Genomic DNA, 18,438 nt, shown 5'->3' on the forward strand with positions numbered 1-18,438 from the left:
ATCCTTGCGGAGCAAGGCAGAGCACTTTTCTCGCGCTTCCGACGAAGACGGCCCCGGATCCGAGATGTAAAATCCCAGATCCGGGGCCATTTCATTCGCGTGCGCGAGGGGGGACTTGAACCCCCACGCCCTTGCAGGCACTGGCACCTGAAGCCAGCGCGTCTACCTATTCCGCCACTCGCGCATGTCGGATCCTCGAATCCAACCTCCCGAGAATATCACGGGTCCGGAGCACCCGAAGCGCCGCTCCGCCCCGCCCGCGCCCGGCATCCCTCACGGCATCCCCTCACAGGCAACGGGGCGCACTCAGCCCGTGTGGCTAACATGGGCCTACCGATCGCCCAGCCTTGGGAGCCCCGTGGGACTACTAGACAGCTTCGAGAAGGGTCTCGAGCGCGCCGTGAACAGCGCGTTCGCCAAGACCTTCCGCAGCGGCATCCAGCCTGTCGAGATCGCGTCCGCCCTGCGCCGCGAGATCGACACGAAGGCGGCGGTCGTCAGCCGCGATCGCATCCTCGCCCCCAGCAGCTTCGTCGTGCACCTCAGCGATGACGACACCGCCGCCATGCGCGGCCTCGGCGCCGGACTCACGGATGAATTGCGCGCTCTGCTGTCAAAACATGCGCGCGCGCAGGGGTACAGCTTTCCCGGCCCGCTCACGATCGCGATCGAGTCCGACGACAAGGTCGCCACGGGCACGGTGACGGTGATCTCCGGCGCCGCCGACGAACGCGTCACCTGGCAGGCGATCGTCGAGGTCGACGGATCGCGTCATCCGCTGGGCAAGGCCCGCACGGTGATCGGCCGCGGCAGCGATGCCGACATCACGATCGGCGATGCGGGCTCCAGCCGCAAGCACGCCGAGGTGCTGTGGGACGGCGAACGCGCCATGCTGCGCGACCTGGGCTCCACGAACGGCACGAAGGTCGACGGGCAGAAGGTGCGCGAGGCGCCGCTCCCCTCCGACACCGTCGTCACGATCGGCCGCACCGACCTCGTCTTCCGCATCGTCCCCGTCGCCGATCGCGGCGATGACGCGACCCGCGCCTTCGGAGCCCTGTGATGGGAGCCCTGTGATGAGCGAGCTGACCCTGCTGCTGCTGCGGATCGGATTCCTGGTCCTGCTGTGGTTCTTCGTGTTCGCGGTGGTGTACTCGCTGCGCGCCGACCTGTTCGGCGTGCGCGTGCGCAAACTCCCGCAGGCCGCCGAGGCCGGTGCCGGCGCCGCTCCTGCCAAGCCCGCCGCTCCGACCGCCAGGCCCGCGCCCACCGCGAAGGCGGGGGAGCCGGCGACCACATCGACTGCGACGCGACTGGTGATCACCTCCGGCCCGAAGGCGGGGCTCGAACTGCCCCTGGGCACCGATCCGATGACGATCGGCCGCTCGAGCGAGTCGGGCCTGGTCATCCGCGACGACTACACCTCCAGCCATCACGCGCGCCTGCTGCTGTGGGGCGACCGCTGGATGCTGCAGGACCTCGACTCCACGAACGGCACCTTCCTCGGCGGCGAGCGCGTGGGCGCGCCCGCACCGATCCCGCTCGGCACGGCCATCAAGGTCGGCGCTACGACGTTCGAGCTGCGGGCGTAACCGGCGGCCATGGTCTTCGAGGGCTCGAGCGCCGCGATCTCCCACACCGGGAAGGTCCGCTCCAACAACCAGGACTCCGGATACGCCGGCTCCAACCTGTTCGTCGTCGCCGACGGCATGGGCGGCCACGCCGGGGGAGACGTGGCCTCCAGCCTCGCCATCCACCGGATGCAGCCGCTGGATCACCCGTACACCTCGACGGAGGATGCGCAGGCCGAGCTGCAGGCGGCGGCCACGACCGCGGCCGGCGACCTCATCCGCGCGGCGAAGGACCGCCCCGAGCTCGCAGGCCTGGGCACCACGCTCAGCGCGATCGCCATGGTCGGCGAGTACGCGGTGATCGGCCACATCGGCGACTCCCGCATCTACCTGTACCGCGACGACGCGCTCACCCAGATCACCGCCGACCACACGTTCGTGCAGCGCCTCGTCGACTCGGGCCGCATCACGCCGGAGGAGGCGCGCTTCCATCCGCGGCGCTCGGTGCTCATGCGCGTGCTCAGCGACATGGATGCCGACCCCGAGCTCGACATGTTCGTCATGCCGACCCAGCCGGGCGACCGCTGGCTGCTGTGCTCCGACGGCCTGTCGGGCGTGGTCGACGACGCGCACATGGACAAGGTTCTGCGGCTGGGCATGGCCCCCGGCCGCACCGCCGACAGCCTGCTCAAACTGGCGCTCGACGGCGGCGCGCCCGACAACGTGACGATCGTGATCGTCGACGTGGGAGGGCAGCATCCGCTCGTCTCCGGCACGGCGACGATCGTCGGCTCAGCCTCGAACCCGCAGGGCGTGGTCGTGCCCGCCGCCCGCCCCGCGCGCTCGAGCTGGCTGCACCCGGTGCGCCAGGCGGCGAACGAGCCGACGCACTTCGAGCCCGCCGCGGAGTACCTCGAGGAGCTCATCGAAGAGGATCGCCGCCGCGCGCGCCGACGGCGAGTCGGTTGGATCACCGGTCTCGTCGTCGTCGTCGCCCTTATCGCCGCCGCGCTGTTCGGCGGCTACAACTGGACGCAGACGCGCTACTTCGTGGGTGCCGATGACGACACCGTGGTCATCTACCGCGGCATCCAGCAGGACATCGGGCCGATCTCGCTGTCGAGCGTGCACGAGGACACGGGCATCCGCTTGAAGGACCTGCCCTCGTTCGATCGTTCTCAGGTGCAGCGCACGATCACGGCCCGTTCGCTCGACGACGCCGAACGGATCGTCGACCGGCTGCGCACCTCGGCGGGAGACGATCGATGACCGATCAGCTCACCGCCGACACGAGCGTGGTGCGCGCGCTGCGCCGGATCCGGGGCCCGCAGACCCAGCGCAACCGCGAGTTCTGGCTGCTGGTGTTCGCCGTGCTGGTCGCCGGCGCGGCGATCACGCTCGTGCAGCTGGGGGCGCTGGGCGCCATCGACCCGATGATCCTGTTCATCGGCGGTGGGCTGGCCGTCATCGCGTTCGCCCTGCACGTCGTGCTGCGCTTCGTCGCCGCCGACGCCGACCCCTTCGTGCTCCCCATCGCCACAGTGCTCACGGGGCTGGGGATCGCGATGATCTACCGGCTCGACATCGCCGACCACAGCACCGGGTGGGAAGCGGACTCCAGCAAGCAGCTGGCCTGGACGGCCATCTCGATCGCCGGCGCCGTCGCGCTCGTCATCGCGCTGCGCAACTACCGGGTGCTGTACCGCTTCACCTATCTTTCCGGCCTGGGCGGCATCGTCCTGCTGCTCCTGCCGTTCGTGCCGGGCCTTTCCATTCCGGATGCGAACGCCGACGTGTGGGTCTCGCTCGGAGGCGTCTTCTCGTTCCAGCCGGGAGAGATCGCCAAGATCCTGCTCGCGATCTTCTTCGCCGGCTACCTCGTGCGCACCCGGGAGAGCCTGTCGTCGGTGGGCAAGAAGTGGCTCGGCATCACGTGGCCGCGGATGCGCGAACTCGGCCCGGTGATCGTGGTCTGGATCATCTCGCTGGGCATCATCGTCGCCCAGCGAGACCTGGGCACCGGCGTGCTCATCTTCGGCATGTTCATCGCGATGCTCTACGTCGCCACGGGAAAGACGAGCTGGGTGCTCATCGGCCTGGCGATGGTCGCGATCGGCGTCGCCATCGCCACCCGGGTGCTCAGCTACGTGCAGGGCCGTTTCACGAACTGGCTCGACGCGTTCAACCCCGAGCTCATCGACGCTCAGGGCGGCAGCTACCAGCTGGTGCAGGGCATCTTCGGCCTCGCGCACGGCGGGCTCATCGGCACCGGTTTCGGCCAGGGCCGCCCGCAGCTGACCCCGCTCGCCGAGAGCGACTACATCATCCCGAGCCTGGGCGAGGAGCTGGGCCTGATCGGGCTGTTCGCCATCCTCTGCCTCTACATGGTGTTCACCAGCCGCGGCCTGCGGATCGGCCTGGCGGGGCAGGACGACTTCGGCAAACTGCTGGCCACGGGGCTGTCGTTCACGATCGCGCTGCAGGTGTTCATCATGGTCGGCGGCGTGACCCGGGTCATTCCGCTGACGGGTCTGACGACGCCGTTCCTCGCCGCCGGCGGATCCTCGCTCGTGGCGAACTGGCTCATCGTGGCGCTGCTGCTGCGCATCTCCGACGGGGTGCGCCGCCAGCCGCGCGTGGTGATCGGATGAGGACGGTGATCGGATGACCAAAGAGCTTCGCCGCATCAGCATCGTCGTCCTGATGATGTTCCTGTCGCTGTTCGTGGCGGTCAGCTGGATCCAGGTCGTCGACGCCGAAAGTCTCGGGCAGAACGACCACAACCGCCGCACCCTGCTGGACAGCTACCAGATCCAGCGCGGATCGATCATCGTCGCGGGATCCCCGATCGCCTCGTCGACGCCATCCAACGACATGTACTCGTTCCAGCGGCAGTACGCCGACCCGGGACTGTGGTCCAGTGTCACCGGCTTCTACAACCCCGCGCTGGGCAGCGCCACCGGCATCGAGCGGGCGCTGAACAGCGAGCTGTCGGGCACCGGGGGCACGCAGTTCTTCGCCACCGTGGAGCGCATCATCTCGGGCCAGCCGCAGCACGGCGCCAACGTCGTTCTGAGCCTCGACCCGGCCGCGCAACAGGCCGCGTACGAGGCGCTGCAGGGCTACCAGGGTGCGGTGCTCGCCATCGAGCCCAAATCGGGGCGCATCCTCGCCATGGTCTCCACGCCCGGATTCGATCCGAACGCGATCGCCGTGCACGATCCGGATGCCGCCGAGGCCGCCTACGACACGCTCGACGCCGATCCCGCCGACCCGCTGTACAACCGGGCGATCGCCGGGGGCCTGAACCCCCCGGGCTCGACGTTCAAGGTCGTCGTCGCCGCGGCGGCGCTCGCCTCCGGTCAATACACGATGGACTCCGCCTTCCCCAACCCGGCCGCCTACACGCTGCCCGGCACGACCACAGCCGTGCACAACGCCTGGGGCGGCACCTGCGGATCGGGCGCGACGGTGACGCTGTCGGAGGCGCTCCGCCTCAGCTGCAACATCCCGATGGCGGAGCTGGCCGCAGAGCTCGGCGACGACGCCATCAAGGAGATGGCCGAGAAGTTCGGCTTCAACCAGTCGTTCGAGACGCCCCTGGAGTCGACGCCGTCGAGCTACCCGTCGGGACTGGACGACGCGCAGACCGCTCTGACCGGGTTCGGACAGGGCAAGGTCACCGCGACGCCGCTGCAGATGGCCATGGTCGCGGCGGGCATCGCCAACGACGGCGTGGTGATGAAGCCGCGGATGGTCGACAGCGTGCTGGGCGATGACCTCTCGGTGCTCAAGGCCTACGAGGACTCGGAGCTGGGCCGCGCGCTGAGCGGCGACGAGGCGAAGGCGATCACCGCCGCGCTGGTGGCCGGCGTCCAGGGTGGCGCGGCGCAGGGTGCAAGAATAGACGGCATCGACGTGGCCGGGAAGACCGGCACGGCGGAGAACGGTGACGACAAGCCTTACACGCTCTGGTTCACCGGGTTCGCGCCGGCCGAGAACCCGGAGATCGCCGTGGCGGTCGTCGTCGAGGATGGCGGGGGTATGAATCAGTCCGGGTCCGGTGACGAGATCGCGTCACCGATTGCGAAGAAGGTCATTGAGGCGGTGCTGGGCAGATGAGGCCGACGCAGGGAGTGTCGTTCGGTGGTCGCTACGAGCTGCAGTCGCGGATCGCGATCGGCGGCATGGGCGAGGTGTGGGAGGCGACGGATCACGTCATCGGCCGCACGGTGGCGATCAAGATCCTCAAGGACGAGTACATGGGGGATCCGGGCTTCCTCGAGCGCTTCCGCGCCGAGGCCCGTCACGCCGCACTCGTGAACCACGAGGGCATCGCGAGCGTCTTCGACTACGGCGAGGAGAACGGTTCGGCCTACCTCGTCATGGAGCTCGTGCCCGGTGAGGCACTGTCGACCATCATCGAGCGCGAGGGGACCCTCAGCGCCGACAAGACCCTCGATATCGTCGCGCAGACGGCATCCGCCCTGCAAGCCGCGCACGCCGCGGGCCTCGTGCACCGCGACATCAAGCCGGGAAACCTGCTGATCACGCCCGACGGCCGCGTGAAGATCACCGACTTCGGCATCGCCCGGATCGCCGACCAGGTGCCGCTGACGGCCACGGGTCAGGTGATGGGCACCGTGCAGTACCTCTCGCCAGAACAAGCGTCGGGACACCCCGCGTCCCCTGCCACCGACACATACTCGCTGGGCATCGTCGCCTACGAATGCCTCACCGGCAAGCGCCCGTTCACCGGCGAGTCGCAGGTGGCGATCGCGATGGCCCAGATCAACGAGCAGCCGCCGCCGCTGCCGGCCACGGTGCCGGTGCCGGTGCAGAACCTCGTCATGGCGATGATCGCGAAGAAGCCCGCCGACCGCCCGTCGTCGGCGGCCACGGTCTCCCGTGCCGCGCAGGCGCTGCGCCGCGGCGACCTGAACTCCGCGGCCATCGCCGTTCCCGCCATCGCCGCGGGCGCGGCGCTCACGACGGCCGGAGGCGACGACGCGGTGACCCAGCTGCTCGGTGCGTCGGGCGGCGAGGGCGCCACGCGCATCCTGCCGACGACGGCGCAGCTCCCCACCGACGCCGCCGCGGGTGCCCCCGTCGAGAAGAAGAAGCGCAGCCCGTGGACGTGGCCGCTCGTCGCGCTCATCGCACTGCTCGTGCTCATCCTCGGCGGCACCGTGCTCGCCCTGGTCAACAACCAGAACGCGGGCCCCTCGCCCACCGACTCGACCGCGGCGAGCACCCCGCCGAAATCGCCCACCAAGAGCTCGACGCCGACGCCCACAGCCGATCGCGTCGACGTGAACGCGCTGGGCCTGGTGGGGATGACGTGCGCCGATGCCACCGCGAAGGCCAAGGAGGCCGGGCTCGACGCGAACTGCACCACGGGCGACGCGGCCCCCAGCGACGACAAGGTCGGCACCGTCAGCAAGGTGCAGCCCACAGGAACCGTGCCGAAGGGCACGATCCTCGCCCTCACCGTCTACGGCGACCGCACCTCGGTCGGAACCCCGCCGAACCCGCCGTCGCTCGACGGCGATGCCGAGGCCGGCGCCACGCTCGTGCTCACCTGGGATGCGTACGTGTGCCCCAGCGGCACCGGCAACGTGAGCGCGTACACGGTCACCCTCAGCGGGGCATCCTTCGCCGACGGCACGAGCACCAACACCTTCGACGCCGGCACGACCAGTGCCAGCATCGTCGTGGCCAACCTTCCCGGCCAGCAGCTCACGGCCTCGTACACCGCCACGTGCGGCTCGGGCGACCAGGCTCGCGAGACCGGCTCGTCGCCGCAGCTGTCGGTGACGATCGTCGCCATCCCCAGCCCGCAGCCCACGACACAGGAAGAAGAGTGATCCCCGGTAGCCTGGGCACGTGGGGGAATCGCAGGGGGTAGGACAGGTGACCGCTCAGTCGCGTGTGATCTCGGGGCGCTATCGCGTCGACGAGCTCATCGGCAGGGGCGGCATGGCCGAGGTCTATCGGGGGCACGACGTGACTCTGGGGCGCGACGTGGCGGTGAAGATCCTCAATCGTGAGCTCGCGCGCGACGCCGGGTTCCGTGCGCGGTTCCGCGCCGAGGCGCAGTCGGCGTCGCGAATGGCGCATCCGAGCATCGTGCGCGTCTTCGATGCCGGGGAGGACGCCTCCGCCGAGGCGGGCGGCTCGCCGAACGCGCCCGTGCCGTACATCGTGATGGAGCTCGTCGACGGCGAGCTGCTCAAAGACGTGATCGCCCGCGGGCCCGTTCCCGTGCGCGACGCCGTGCGCTACACCGACGGCATCCTCGAGGCGCTGGCCTACTCGCACCGCGCCGGTGTCGTGCACCGCGACATCAAGCCGGGCAACGTGATGATCACCCGCAACGGCACCGTGAAGGTGATGGACTTCGGCATCGCCCGTGCCGTGTCGGACTCGTCGTCGACAGTGGCCGAGACCACCCAGATCCTCGGCACCGCCGCATACTTCTCTCCCGAGCAGGCCAAGGGCGAGCAGGTCGACGCCCGTACCGATCTGTACTCGACGGGCGTCGTGCTCTACGAGATGCTCGCCGGGCGTCAGCCGTTCCGCGGCGAATCCCCCGTCGCCATCGCCTACCAGCACGTGAGCGAGACGCCCGAGCCGCCCAGCGACGTCGTCGACGAGGACGATGCCGAGCACGCCGCGCGGCGCGCTCTGGACCCGGTCGTGCTGCGCGCACTGGCCAAGGATCCGTTCCAGCGCTACCCGGATGCGACCAGCTTCCGTCACGAGCTCGACGCCGCCTCGACGGGGCAGGCGCCCACGAAACGGGAGCTCGGCGCACTCACCAGCGAGCTGTACGGTCCGAGCCCGCGTCAGGCGGCCGAGACCGCGCGCACCCTGCGTCAGCTGAGCACAGACACCACCATGACCCGCACGCAGTCGGGCCCGCCCGTCGCATGGATCTGGGCCGGCGTCGCGCTGCTGGCCGTGCTGCTGGCCTCCGTGCTCATCTGGGTCGTCGCGATGCGGCCGATCGGCGTGGTGCCCGACAGCGTCCGGGAGGTTCCCGACCTGTCGGGCATGTCATACGAGCGCGCCGAGAGCACGCTCGATGAGCTCGGCCTGACTGCCGCGCGCATCAACGAGGCCAACGCCGAGGTCACCGAGGGCAATGTCGTGCGCTCCGATCCCACCGCGGGCTCGCGCATCGAGAAGGGTCAGAAGGTCACCCTCTATGTGTCCACCGGCGCACAGATGACCACTGTGCCGACGCTTGTGGGCCTCGGCCAGGCCGCCGCCACGGATGCGCTGACCAAGGCGGGGCTCACCCTCGGCACCGTGCGGCAGGTGAACGACGATCCGCGCGCGGCCCAGGGCACGGTGCTCGAGGCAAGCGTCAAGGCCGACTCCGAGGTGCCGCCGGGAACCGTCGTCGACCTCGTCGTCGCCAGCGGCGTCGTCACGCTGAACAACCTCGCCGGGTGGGAGCTGGAGGCCGCCAAGGCCGAGCTCGAGCGTCTGGGACTTTCCGGGCGCGAGGTGGAGAATCCGGAGTGCCCGGCGACCAAGCCGGCCACGGTGAGCTCGATGTCGGTGGCCCCGGGGGATGTGCCGGTGCTGTCGACCATCGACCTCAACTACTGCACGGGCTAGTTCCTAGGACGCGGGGGACTCGATCGTGACGTCTCCCGGGCTGATGATCGGGCTCACCCAGGGGAACACGTAGAAGAACAGGCCGTACAGGATCGCGGCCACCGCGACGAGCACGATGATCAGCCGCACCCACCAGGGGCCGGGCAGGATCCGCCAGAGTGCCGCGTACATCACGCACCCGCTTCCGTCAGGGCCGCGGGTGGTCCCTCGGCCCGGGGCTGGAAGCGATCGAACACGCCGTAGGCGACGATGCGCTCTGCCAGCGAGTACAGCGGCGAGCACGCGGTGAGAGTGATGTACTTCTCACCCGTGACCATCCCGCCGCCCTGCGGCACGGCGTCGAGCACGTCGATGCTGTCGGGCGTGACGTACTCCAGGGTGCGGAAGCGGTACACGTACCAGCCCTCCTGGGTCTCGACGACGATGGGGTCGTTCAGCTGCAGCTTGTCGACCTGGTTCAGCGGCGCACCCCACGTGGTGCGGTGGCCGGCGACGGCGAAGTTGCCCACCTGACCGGGCATGGTCGTATCGGGGTACACCCCGATCCATCCTTCGTCGAGGGTCACGGGGCGAGTGACCCCTCCCGCGATGATGTTGTTGTAGTCGGCGCCGAAGCGCGGGATGATCATCTGCGCGAAGTACTCACCGTCTCCGGGCGGAGCCAGCAGGGGCGCCTCGTAGGTCGGCTCGCCACCCGGGTCGTCCGGCTCCTCCAGCACGGGCGGCGGTTCGGGCGCGGGGCCGTCTGCCCAGTTCCGGCTGATCTCATGCCCCTTCTCGTTGTTCGCGGTGCTCATGATGATGTCGCCGATCCACATCTGCCAGGCCACGTAGAGCAGGATGACCACCCCGGCCGTCAGCAGCAGCTCGCCGAGCACGCCCAGCACCGAGACGCGAGGCCGCGCCTTGCGGGCAGCGTGCGCAGGGCGGCGCTCCGGCTCGCGCGTCTGCACGGGATCGGCCGCCGGCTGCGCGGGCCATTGCTGCGCACGACGACGGTCACGGCGCAGCGGTGCATCCCCCCGAACCTGCGTCATGCGGGCGATCCTACCGGTCTCGTTTGTACAGTCCCTGACGGCGACGCCCCGCCGGTTAGGATGGGGGCATGGCACGGTCCGAGAAGAGCGCACGTTCCGACAAGAACGACGAGCCCGTCATCGAGCACAGCGCGGCCGACGCCGCCCCCAACGCGGTGTGGTTCAAGCCCCTCATGGTGGGCTTCATGCTGCTCGGCCTGGTCTGGATCCTGGTGTACTACATCAGCGGTCAGGCGTACCCGATCCCGGGCCTGGGCGCCTGGAACCTGCTCATCGGGCTCGGCATCGCCATGATCGGCTTCCTCATGACCACCCGCTGGCGCTGACCCCGCCCGGTCGACCTTCCGATGCCCTCGCCGCGTGCGGGGGCATCATCGTCTCCGTCGACGGAGTTATCCACAGGTCTATCCCCAGGTGGGGAGAATTACACACGTGTCATTCTTCGCCTATTCCGGCTCGGAGATATCGGCGACGGTCGCGTCGTAGGCGGCGGCGAGGGCATCCGCGTCGACGAACAGGCTGTACCCGTGCGATCCGGCGCCCATCGCGATGCGGCGGCCGAGGATCGACGCGTCCGCGAACACCGGCAAGTCCTGCGTGCTGCCGATCGGCACGATCGTGCCACGCGCGTACCCCGTGGCCGCCTTTGCGACCTCCGGATCGGGCATCGTGAGCCGGTTGACGCCGACGACGGCGCGCAGTTTGGGCCACGAGATCTTGCGCCCGCCGGGAACGAGGGCGAAAAGGAACGTGTCGTCAGCGCGCTTGACCACGAGGGTCTTGACGATGCCCGAGGGCTCAATGCCCAGCAACGCGGCGGCCTCGGCGAGGCTTCGCGCCTCCGGTCGTTCGAGGATCTCGATGTCGAGACCACGAAAAGCCGCCGCATCCCGCACCCGCGCATGCGGGTCGGATGCGGCGGCCGCGTCGGAGCTCACGCTCCGGGAGTGCTCAGCGGGTCGTCGGCCACCCACAGCTCGTCGTCGGCACGCAGCGTCTGCCATGCGGCGACGAGCACACCGATCGCGGCGCCGACGCCGAGGACGATCGCGATGACCGCGCCGATGCCGGGGCCGCTCTTCTTCGGAGCGGCGACGGGGGCGAGGCGGGCAGGCGTCGGGCGACCGAGAGCCTTGGCGCGCTTGGCGTTGGCGACGTCCCACGCCGACAGCGCGGTGCCGATCACGCCGCCCACAGCGGGCGCGACGCGGTCGTCGACGATGTGCTTGGAGAACTTGACCCCGCGGTCGACGGCCGGAACGACGCGGTTCTCATACGCATCCTGCACGGCGGGAACCACCCGCTCCCGCCCGAAGTTGCCGAGCTGGCGGCCGGCCTCGCGCGCGACATCGGCCGCATCGGCCACGAGAACCTGCTGCGACTCCCACAGCTTGGTGGCGTCGCCCTGCAGACGGCGGAGTTCCTTCTTGCGCTTACGCGTGGTGCCCACGGTGCCTCCCAGATCGACTTGGGGTTCGGATGCTCCATCTTGCCAGACACGAGGGCGTTAGCCAGAGAGTTCCCCGAGAACTCATCGGATCCTCTGCGAGAATGGAACCATGCCTTACCCCTCTCACGTCGCGACCCTGCACACCAACCACGGCGACATGGTCGTCAACCTGTTCGGCGATCACGCGCCGCGCACGGTCAAGAACTTCGTCGGCCTTGCCGACGGCACCGGCGAGTGGACCGACCCCGCCACCGGGAAGCCGGGCGAGGGTCCCCTCTACAAGGACGTCATCTTCCACCGGATCATCCCGAACTTCATGATCCAGGGCGGCGATCCGCTCGGCCAGGGCGTGGGCGGTCCGGGATACACCTTCAACGACGAGATCCACGGCGAGCTCGACTTCAACGCGCCCTACAAGCTGGCCATGGCCAACGCGGGCCTGCGCCGCAACCCCGCCACCGGCGAGGTCGAGGGCACCAACGGCTCGCAGTTCTTCATCACGACCGACCCCACGCCGTGGCTGCAGGGCAAGCACACCATCTTCGGCGAGGTCGCCGACGACGCCTCCAAGAAGGTCGTCGACGCGATCGCCGCCGTGCCGACCGCCGCGGGCGACCGCCCGATCGACGACGTCGTGCTGCAGTCGGTCGATATCGTCGCCGCCTGACCCGCGCCGCCGAGCGCCGCTCGCACCCCATGACAGACACCGGCTTCGCGGCCAATCGCGACAACTTCTGCTATCGGCATCCCGATCGGCAGAGCTTCGTGCTGTGCCAGCGCTGCATGCGCACGATCTGCCCGCAGTGCCAGACCCAGGCAGCGGTCGGCGTGATCTGCCCCGAATGCCTGGCCGAGCAGCGCAAGGCGGAATCGTCCGCGCAGAAGCGCGCGCGACGCAGTTGGGGGCGCGGGGGCGGCGTCGTCGCGGTGCGGGCGGGGGCAAAGCCCGTGGCGACCTACGCCATCCTCGCGCTCACCGCGTTCGTCGGACTGCTGCAGCTCATCCCCGGCCTGCACATCACCGACACGTTCCTGTTCGCGGCGCCATACCTGTATCCGCAGATCTCGCCGTATCCGTTCGAACCCTGGCGTCTGCTCACCGCCGCTCTCGTGCACGGCGGCTTCTGGCACTTCGGCCTGAACATGCTCGCGCTGTGGATGATCGGGCAGAGCCTGGAGCCGCTCATCGGCCGGTGGCGGTTCATCGCCCTGTATGCCATCAGCGCGCTCGGCGGCTCGGTCGCCGTCGCCGTCATCGCGCCGACCACCGCGACCGTCGGCGCCTCGGGGGCGGTGTTCGGGCTCATGGCGGCGCTGCTCGTGATCGGGCGGCATCTCGGCGCGAACGTCACGGGCATCCTCGTGATCCTCGGCATCAACCTCGTGCTCGGGTTCGTGCCCGGGTTCAACGTGGCCTGGCAGGCGCACGTGGGCGGGGCGATCATCGGCGCGCTGATCGGGTTCGTCTTCACCCGCACGCGGCGGCCCGACCAGCGCGTGTGGCAGATCGTGCTGCTGGCCGCGATCGTGGTCGCCCTGCTCGTGATCGTGGCGTTCGTGCCGCCGGCGATCCTGCTCGCGCGCTGAGGCGTCAGGGGTCAGCCGCTCGTGATCCCTGCCATCCCGAGCGCGATGTCGACGAGCTTCACCCGCTGCAGCGCGCCGAGCTCTTCGAGACCGAACCAGCCGGCCATGTCGGTCGATCCGTCTTCCTCGAACCGGAGCCGGCCGCCCACGATGTGCGCGCGATACACGATCCGTAGGGTGTGCAGCGGTCCCGCGGCGCCCTGGGTGACGCGCCGGCGGGCGGGGATCACGCGCGAGTGGATGCCGAGCAGCTCGTCGAGCACGGCCTTGTAGCCCGTCTCCTCTCGCACCTCGCGCCGGGCGGCGACCTCGGGATCCTCGCCCGCCTCAAGGCCCCCGCCGGGCAGCGTCCAGGAAACACGGCGACCCTCGGTCCATCGCGCGAGCAGGATGCGGTCGCGATCGTCGGTGATGACGGCGTATGCCGCGACGCGCATGTCCACGTGCTCACCCTACGCCCGCGACGCTCCCTCGCCGCCGCCCGCGAGCGAGTACCGTGAGGAGGTGACTGATCCGGCCGCGCCGCTGCGCACCCGTGACCGCCGCCCCGCCCGCGCGTGGCTGAGGGTTCTGCTGCCCGCCGTGCTCATCCTCCTCTGGCTGGGCGGGGCCGCCTTGGGCGGGCCGCTGTTCGGGAAGGTCGACGAGGTCTCCTCGAACGACAGCACCGCCTACCTGCCCGACTCCGCCGACGCGACCGAGGTGCAGGGGCTGCTCGGAGAGTTCAGCGGTTCGGACGCCATCCCCGGCATCGTCGTCTTCGTCGGCGACGACGAGTTCACCGAGGAGCAGCTCGAGGCCATCGGCGCCGCGCTCGACGAGGCGCCGTCGGTCGAAGGCGTCGTCGGCGACATCTCCCCGCCGATCCCCTCCGACGACGGCCGCGCCGCGCAGGCGTTCGTGCCGATCGACGCGGATGCGGATGTGGGCGACGCCGTCGCCGCGCTCGGAGACGAGCTGCGGGCCGCCGCACCGGCCGGTGTGGATGTCTACGTCACGGGACCGGCCGGGTTCACCGCCGACCTCGTGGCCGGCTTCGCGGGGATCGACGGCCTGCTGATCCTCGTCGCGTTCGGCGCGGTGCTGGTGATCCTCATCCTCGTGTACCGCTCCTTCCTGCTGCCGATCGTCGTGCTCTCCACGAGCTTGTTCGCCCTGTGCGTGGCCCTCCTGGTCGTGTGGTGGCTGGCGAAGTGGGGCGTGCTGCTGCTGAGCGGGCAGACGCAGGGCATCCTGTTCATCCTCGTCATCGGGGCCGCCACCGACTACGCCCTGCTGTTCGTCTCGCGCTTCCGCGAGGAGCTGCGCGTCACGAACGACAGGGGCGCGGCGATCGCGGCGGCGTGGAAGGGCTCGGTCGAACCGATCGTCGCCTCCGGCGGCACGGTCATCGCGGGGCTGCTCTGCCTGCTGCTGAGCGACCTGAAGTCGAACAGCACCCTGGGTCCGGTCGCCGCCATCGGCATCGTGTTCGCGATGCTGTCCGCGCTCACGCTTCTGCCCGCCCTGCTCTTCGCGTTCGGGCGCACGGTGTTCTGGCCCCGCCGCCCGGCATTCGAGCCCGAGGTCGTCGCCGCGGAGGACGGGATGCCGTCGAAGGGGCTGTGGTCCCGGCTCGCCGGTGCCGTGCGCGCCCGCCCCCGCGCCATCTGGGTCGCGACGGTCGCCGTGCTGCTGGTCGGCGCCTTCGGGGCGACGCAGCTGAACGCCTCCGGCGTCGCGCAGTCCGAGCTCGTGCTCGGATCATCCGAGGCCCGCGACGGGCAGATCGCACTGGGAGAACACTTCCCCGGCGGATCGGGCAGCCCCGCCTACGTCGTCGTCGACGAGGGCGACCTGCAGGAAGTCGCCGATCTCCTGCTGCAACACGACGGCGTCGAGGGCGTGGCCGTCACCGCCGACTCCGCCAGCGGCACAGCCACGGTCACCGAGGACGGGATCGTCGCGGTCGGCCCGCCCGGCGCACAGGCCCCCGAGCCCACGGTCGTCGACGGCCGGGTGATGCTACAGGCCACCCTCGCGGACGCCGCCGACTCGACCGCGGCGGAGGACACCGTCCGCTCGCTGCGCTCCGACCTGTCGGGGTTCGACGCGCTCGTGGGAGGCGTGACGGCCACCGCCATCGACACCGACGACGCCTCCATCCACGACCGCACCCTCATCATCCCCGTGATCCTCGCGGTCATCATGGTGATCCTGATGCTGCTCCTGCGCTCACTGGTCGCCCCTGTGCTGCTCGTGCTCACCACGGTGCTGTCGTTCGGCACGGCGATGGGCGTCTCGGCGCTGGTGTTCAACCACGTCTTCCGCTTCCCCGGAGCGGATCCGGCGGTGCCGCTGTACGGATTCGTGTTCCTGGTGGCGCTGGGCATCGACTACAACATCTTCCTCATGACACGGGTGCGCGAGGAGTCGGCGGCGCACGGCACCCGTCCCGGGATCCTGCGCGGGCTGGCCATTACGGGCGGCGTGATCACCTCGGCGGGGCTCGTACTGGCGGCGACCTTCGCGGCGCTGTCGGTCATCCCCATCCTGTTCCTCTTGCAGCTGGCGTTCATCGTCGCCTTCGGGGTGCTGCTGGACACCTTCGTCGTGCGCTCGCTGCTCGTGCCTGCCCTTGCCTACGACATCGACGGGGCCATCTGGTGGCCCTCGAAGCTCAGCCGCCGAGCGGACGACTGAGGCGCGTCCCTCGATTTGAGGCTCGATCCCATCCATGACACTGTGGAAGGGAAGTTCGACGACGCACACCGATATCGAGACTGAAGATGATGCATACGAAACCGATGACCGTGTCCGCCTTCCCGCCGATCGACCGTTCCGCGTTCTGACTTCCGCGATGGGCTCCGAGCCCGCGATCCGCGTCCGCGCACCCCGCCTCGACGATGGCGCCGAACTGTGGCGCATCGCCCGCGATTCGCGCACGCTCGATCTGAACACGCCGTACGCCTACGTCCTGTGGGCGCGGGATTTCTCGGCGACCTCACGCATCGCGCTCGTCGACGACGCCCCGGCGGGGTTCATCATCGGCTACCGGCGCCCCGCACGGCAGGACTGCCTGTTCATCTGGCAGGTCGCCGTCGATGAGCGCTTCCGCGGCCTCGGCCTCGCCGGCCGGCTGCTCCAGGATCTCGTCGACGACGCCTCGCCCGTCCCGGTGCGCGCCGTCGAGACGACGATCACCGATGACAACGGCGCCTCCCAGCAGCTGTTCCGCGGCTTCGCCCGGCGCTGGGACGACGCCCCCCTGACGGTCGAGCCGCTCTTCGAGAGCGCGCACCTCATCCCAGCGGGCGAGACCGGGGAGCATCACGACCCCGAACGCCTGTACACGATCGGGCCGCACCCCGTGCACTGACCGGTCCGCACATCCCCATGACCTCCGCCCGACCCGGGCGGCGTGCATTCTCCGCACGTGATCACAAGGAGGAGAAACCCCACCCGATGGATATTTTCAGCCAACTGGAATCCGACGTCCGCAGCTACTCGCGCTCCTGGCCGGTCGTGTTCGACCGCGCCGTGGGCAGCATGATGTACGACGAGCGCGGAGGCGCCTATCTGGACTTCTTCGCGGGAGCCGGCGCGCTCAACTACGGGCACAACAACCCCGAGTTGAAGAAGGTGCTCTTGGACTACCTCGGCGACGACCGCGTCATGCACTCGCTGGACATGTTCACCTCCTCGCGCCGCGACTTCCTCGAGGCGCTGCAGGAGGTCATCCTCGAGCCGCGCGGCCTCGACTACAAGGTCGTCTTCCCCGGACCCGGCGGCGCGAACGCCGTCGAGGCGGCGCTGAAGCTCGCTCGCAAGGCGACCGGCCGCGAATCGGTCGTGAACTTCACCAATGCCTTCCACGGCATGACCCTGGGAGCCCTGGCCGTCACCGGCAACTCGCTCAAGCGCGGCGGTGCGGGCGTTCCGCTCGTGCACGCGACGCCGATGCCCTACGACGACTACTTCGACGGCGACTACCCCGACTTCTTCTACTTCGAGCGCCTGCTCGACGACGCCGGCAGCGGTCTGAACACGCCTGCCGCGGTGATCGTGGAAACGGTGCAGGGCGAGGGCGGCATCAACGCCGCACGCGTGGAGTGGCTGCGCCGGCTCTCCGAGATCTGCAAGGAGCGCGAGATCCTGCTCATCGTCGATGACATCCAGATGGGATGCGGACGCACGGGCGACTTCTTCAGCTTCGAGGAGGCCGGGATCGTCCCCGACATCGTGTGCCTGTCGAAGTCGATCAGCGGCTACGGCATCCCCATGGCCCTGACGCTGATCCGTCCCGACCTGGACATCTGGGAGCCGGGCGAGCACAACGGCACCTTCCGCGGCATCGGCCCCGCCTTCGCCACGGCGGCCGCCGCCCTGCGGCGCTACTGGAGCGACGACGGGCTGAAGGCCTCGACGCTGGCCAAGGGGGCCAAGGTGGAGAGCCGGTTCAACGGCATCGTCGCCCGCTACCCGAACCTGAACCTGGTCGCCAAGGGCCGCGGCCTGGCCCGCGGCCTGCAGTTCCCCGACGGGGAGACCGCGGAGGCCGTGTGCCGCGCCGCGTTCACCCGCGGTCTGCTCATGGAGACCTCCGGTCCCGAGGGCGAGGTCATGAAGATCCTGCCGGCGCTGACCATCAGCGATGCCGAGCTGGAGCGCGGACTGGCGATCATCGAGGACTGCGTGCTCTCCGTGCTGGGGCCATCCATACCCACGTCCGAGCTGGTCGGCGCCACGACGAGCAAGGAGGACGACGCATGATCGTGCGCAGCATCGCCGAGATCACCGACACCGACGCCGACATCAAGAGCGAGAACTGGCGCAGCAAGCGCATCGTGCTCGCGAAGGAGGGCGTGGGCTTCTCGGTGCACGAGACCACGCTCTACGCCGGCACGGTGAACCGGTTCTGGTACGCGAACCACATCGAGGCGGTGTTCATCGTGGAGGGCGAGGGCGAGATCACCGACCTGGCCACCGGTGAGACGCATCCCCTCGCGCCCGGGTCGCTCTACCTGCTGAACGACCACGACGAGCACGAGGTGCGGCCGCGCACCGAGATGCGCACCGTGTGCGTGTTCAACCCGCCCGTCACCGGCCGCGAGGTGCACGACGAGAACGGCGTGTACCCGCTGGTGACCGACGCGGTGTGATCGGCGCCCGCCGTTCGCACCGA

The 18,438-nt window shown here is 69.6% G+C and carries 19 protein-coding genes and 1 tRNA gene; 14 read left to right on the forward strand and 6 right to left on the reverse strand.

The annotated features are described in order from the left end of the window. Positions 1-100: 100 nt before the first annotated feature. A tRNA-Leu gene (locus tag BKA02_RS05435) sits at positions 101-184 on the reverse strand. A gap of 174 nt (positions 185-358) precedes the next feature. Here BKA02_RS05435 and BKA02_RS05440 point away from each other — a divergent pair. Genes BKA02_RS05440 through pknB form a run of 7 tightly spaced genes read left to right on the forward strand, consistent with a single transcriptional unit; the run spans position 359 to position 9,200 of the window. Further along, on the forward strand, positions 359-1,063 hold the full coding sequence (locus BKA02_RS05440; RefSeq protein WP_179432005.1) for an FhaA domain-containing protein: 705 nt from the start codon (positions 359-361) through the stop codon (positions 1,061-1,063). 13 nt (positions 1,064-1,076) lie between these two features. Further along, positions 1,077-1,592 carry an FHA domain-containing protein FhaB/FipA gene (locus tag BKA02_RS05445; RefSeq protein ID WP_179432007.1) on the forward strand — a complete coding sequence of 172 codons (516 nt, stop codon included), beginning with the start codon at positions 1,077-1,079 and terminating at the stop codon, positions 1,590-1,592. Positions 1,593-1,601: 9 nt separating this feature from the next. Next, positions 1,602-2,840, forward strand: coding sequence for a PP2C family protein-serine/threonine phosphatase (locus BKA02_RS05450; protein WP_179432009.1), 1,239 nt, complete (start codon positions 1,602-1,604; stop codon positions 2,838-2,840). Next, entirely contained in the window at positions 2,837-4,222 is a 1,386-nt protein-coding gene (locus BKA02_RS05455; protein ID WP_179432011.1) for an FtsW/RodA/SpoVE family cell cycle protein, read from the forward strand. Before BKA02_RS05450 ends, BKA02_RS05455 begins: the two co-directional genes overlap by 4 nt. 13 nt (positions 4,223-4,235) lie before the next feature. Then, complete coding sequence (locus BKA02_RS05460; RefSeq protein WP_179432013.1) at positions 4,236-5,693, forward strand: peptidoglycan D,D-transpeptidase FtsI family protein; 1,458 nt, start codon at positions 4,236-4,238, stop codon at positions 5,691-5,693. Next, a complete protein-coding gene (locus BKA02_RS05465; protein ID WP_179432015.1) occupies positions 5,690-7,438 on the forward strand; it encodes a serine/threonine-protein kinase in 1,749 nt (582 codons plus the stop codon). The genes BKA02_RS05460 and BKA02_RS05465 overlap by 4 nt, the downstream gene beginning before the upstream one ends. A 19-nt stretch (positions 7,439-7,457) precedes the next feature. Further along, positions 7,458-9,200, forward strand: a complete 1,743-nt coding sequence (gene pknB / locus BKA02_RS05470; RefSeq protein WP_484502625.1) for a Stk1 family PASTA domain-containing Ser/Thr kinase — start codon at positions 7,458-7,460, stop codon at positions 9,198-9,200. Between the two features lie 3 nt (positions 9,201-9,203). On the opposite strand, the gene BKA02_RS05475 is transcribed toward pknB, so the two are convergent. Continuing rightward, a complete protein-coding gene (locus BKA02_RS05475) occupies positions 9,204-9,371 on the reverse strand; it encodes a hypothetical protein (protein WP_179432017.1) in 168 nt (55 codons plus the stop codon). Then, on the reverse strand, positions 9,371-10,237 hold the full coding sequence (locus tag BKA02_RS05480; RefSeq protein WP_179432019.1) for a class E sortase: 867 nt from the start codon (positions 10,235-10,237) through the stop codon (positions 9,371-9,373). Before BKA02_RS05480 ends, BKA02_RS05475 begins: the two co-directional genes overlap by 1 nt. A 68-nt stretch (positions 10,238-10,305) precedes the next feature. Here BKA02_RS05480 and BKA02_RS05485 point away from each other — a divergent pair, with 68 nt between their 5' ends. Further along, complete coding sequence (locus BKA02_RS05485) at positions 10,306-10,563, forward strand: cell division protein CrgA (RefSeq protein ID WP_179432021.1); 258 nt, start codon at positions 10,306-10,308, stop codon at positions 10,561-10,563. A 120-nt stretch (positions 10,564-10,683) separates the two neighbouring features. Here BKA02_RS05485 and BKA02_RS05490 read toward each other — a convergent pair whose 3' ends face one another. Further along, entirely contained in the window at positions 10,684-11,133 is a 450-nt protein-coding gene (locus tag BKA02_RS05490) for an aminoacyl-tRNA deacylase (protein WP_370467860.1), read from the reverse strand. A 38-nt stretch (positions 11,134-11,171) separates the two neighbouring features. Further along, complete coding sequence (locus BKA02_RS05495; RefSeq protein WP_179432025.1) at positions 11,172-11,687, reverse strand: DNA helicase; 516 nt, start codon at positions 11,685-11,687, stop codon at positions 11,172-11,174. Positions 11,688-11,796: 109 nt separating this feature from the next. On the opposite strand from BKA02_RS05495, the gene BKA02_RS05500 reads away from it, so the two are divergent. Then, a complete protein-coding gene (locus BKA02_RS05500; RefSeq protein WP_179432027.1) occupies positions 11,797-12,354 on the forward strand; it encodes a peptidylprolyl isomerase in 558 nt (185 codons plus the stop codon). Positions 12,355-12,383: 29 nt separating this feature from the next. Further along, a complete protein-coding gene (locus tag BKA02_RS05505; RefSeq protein ID WP_179432029.1) occupies positions 12,384-13,274 on the forward strand; it encodes a rhomboid family intramembrane serine protease in 891 nt (296 codons plus the stop codon). An 11-nt stretch (positions 13,275-13,285) separates the two neighbouring features. Here the strand turns inward: BKA02_RS05505 and BKA02_RS05510 are convergent, their stop codons facing one another. After that, complete coding sequence (locus tag BKA02_RS05510; protein ID WP_179432031.1) at positions 13,286-13,717, reverse strand: NUDIX domain-containing protein; 432 nt, start codon at positions 13,715-13,717, stop codon at positions 13,286-13,288. Here BKA02_RS05510 and BKA02_RS05515 point away from each other — a divergent pair. The 4 genes from BKA02_RS05515 (at position 13,710) to BKA02_RS05530 (ending at position 18,415) form a co-directional block, all read left to right on the forward strand. Continuing rightward, positions 13,710-15,956, forward strand: a complete 2,247-nt coding sequence (locus BKA02_RS05515) for an MMPL family transporter (protein ID WP_179432033.1) — start codon at positions 13,710-13,712, stop codon at positions 15,954-15,956. The genes BKA02_RS05510 and BKA02_RS05515 overlap by 8 nt on opposite strands. Before the next feature lie 157 nt (positions 15,957-16,113). Next, entirely contained in the window at positions 16,114-16,632 is a 519-nt protein-coding gene (ectA, locus tag BKA02_RS05520; RefSeq protein WP_179432035.1) for a diaminobutyrate acetyltransferase, read from the forward strand. 86 nt (positions 16,633-16,718) lie between these two features. After that, on the forward strand, positions 16,719-18,026 hold the full coding sequence (gene ectB / locus BKA02_RS05525; protein WP_179432037.1) for a diaminobutyrate--2-oxoglutarate transaminase: 1,308 nt from the start codon (positions 16,719-16,721) through the stop codon (positions 18,024-18,026). Beyond that, positions 18,023-18,415, forward strand: a complete 393-nt coding sequence (locus tag BKA02_RS05530) for an ectoine synthase (RefSeq protein ID WP_179432039.1) — start codon at positions 18,023-18,025, stop codon at positions 18,413-18,415. The genes ectB and BKA02_RS05530 overlap by 4 nt, the downstream gene beginning before the upstream one ends. Positions 18,416-18,438 lie beyond the last annotated feature (23 nt).

This window comes from Microbacterium pseudoresistens, assembly GCF_013409745.1.
GTDB classification, from domain to species: Bacteria; Actinomycetota; Actinomycetes; order Actinomycetales; family Microbacteriaceae; genus Microbacterium; species Microbacterium pseudoresistens.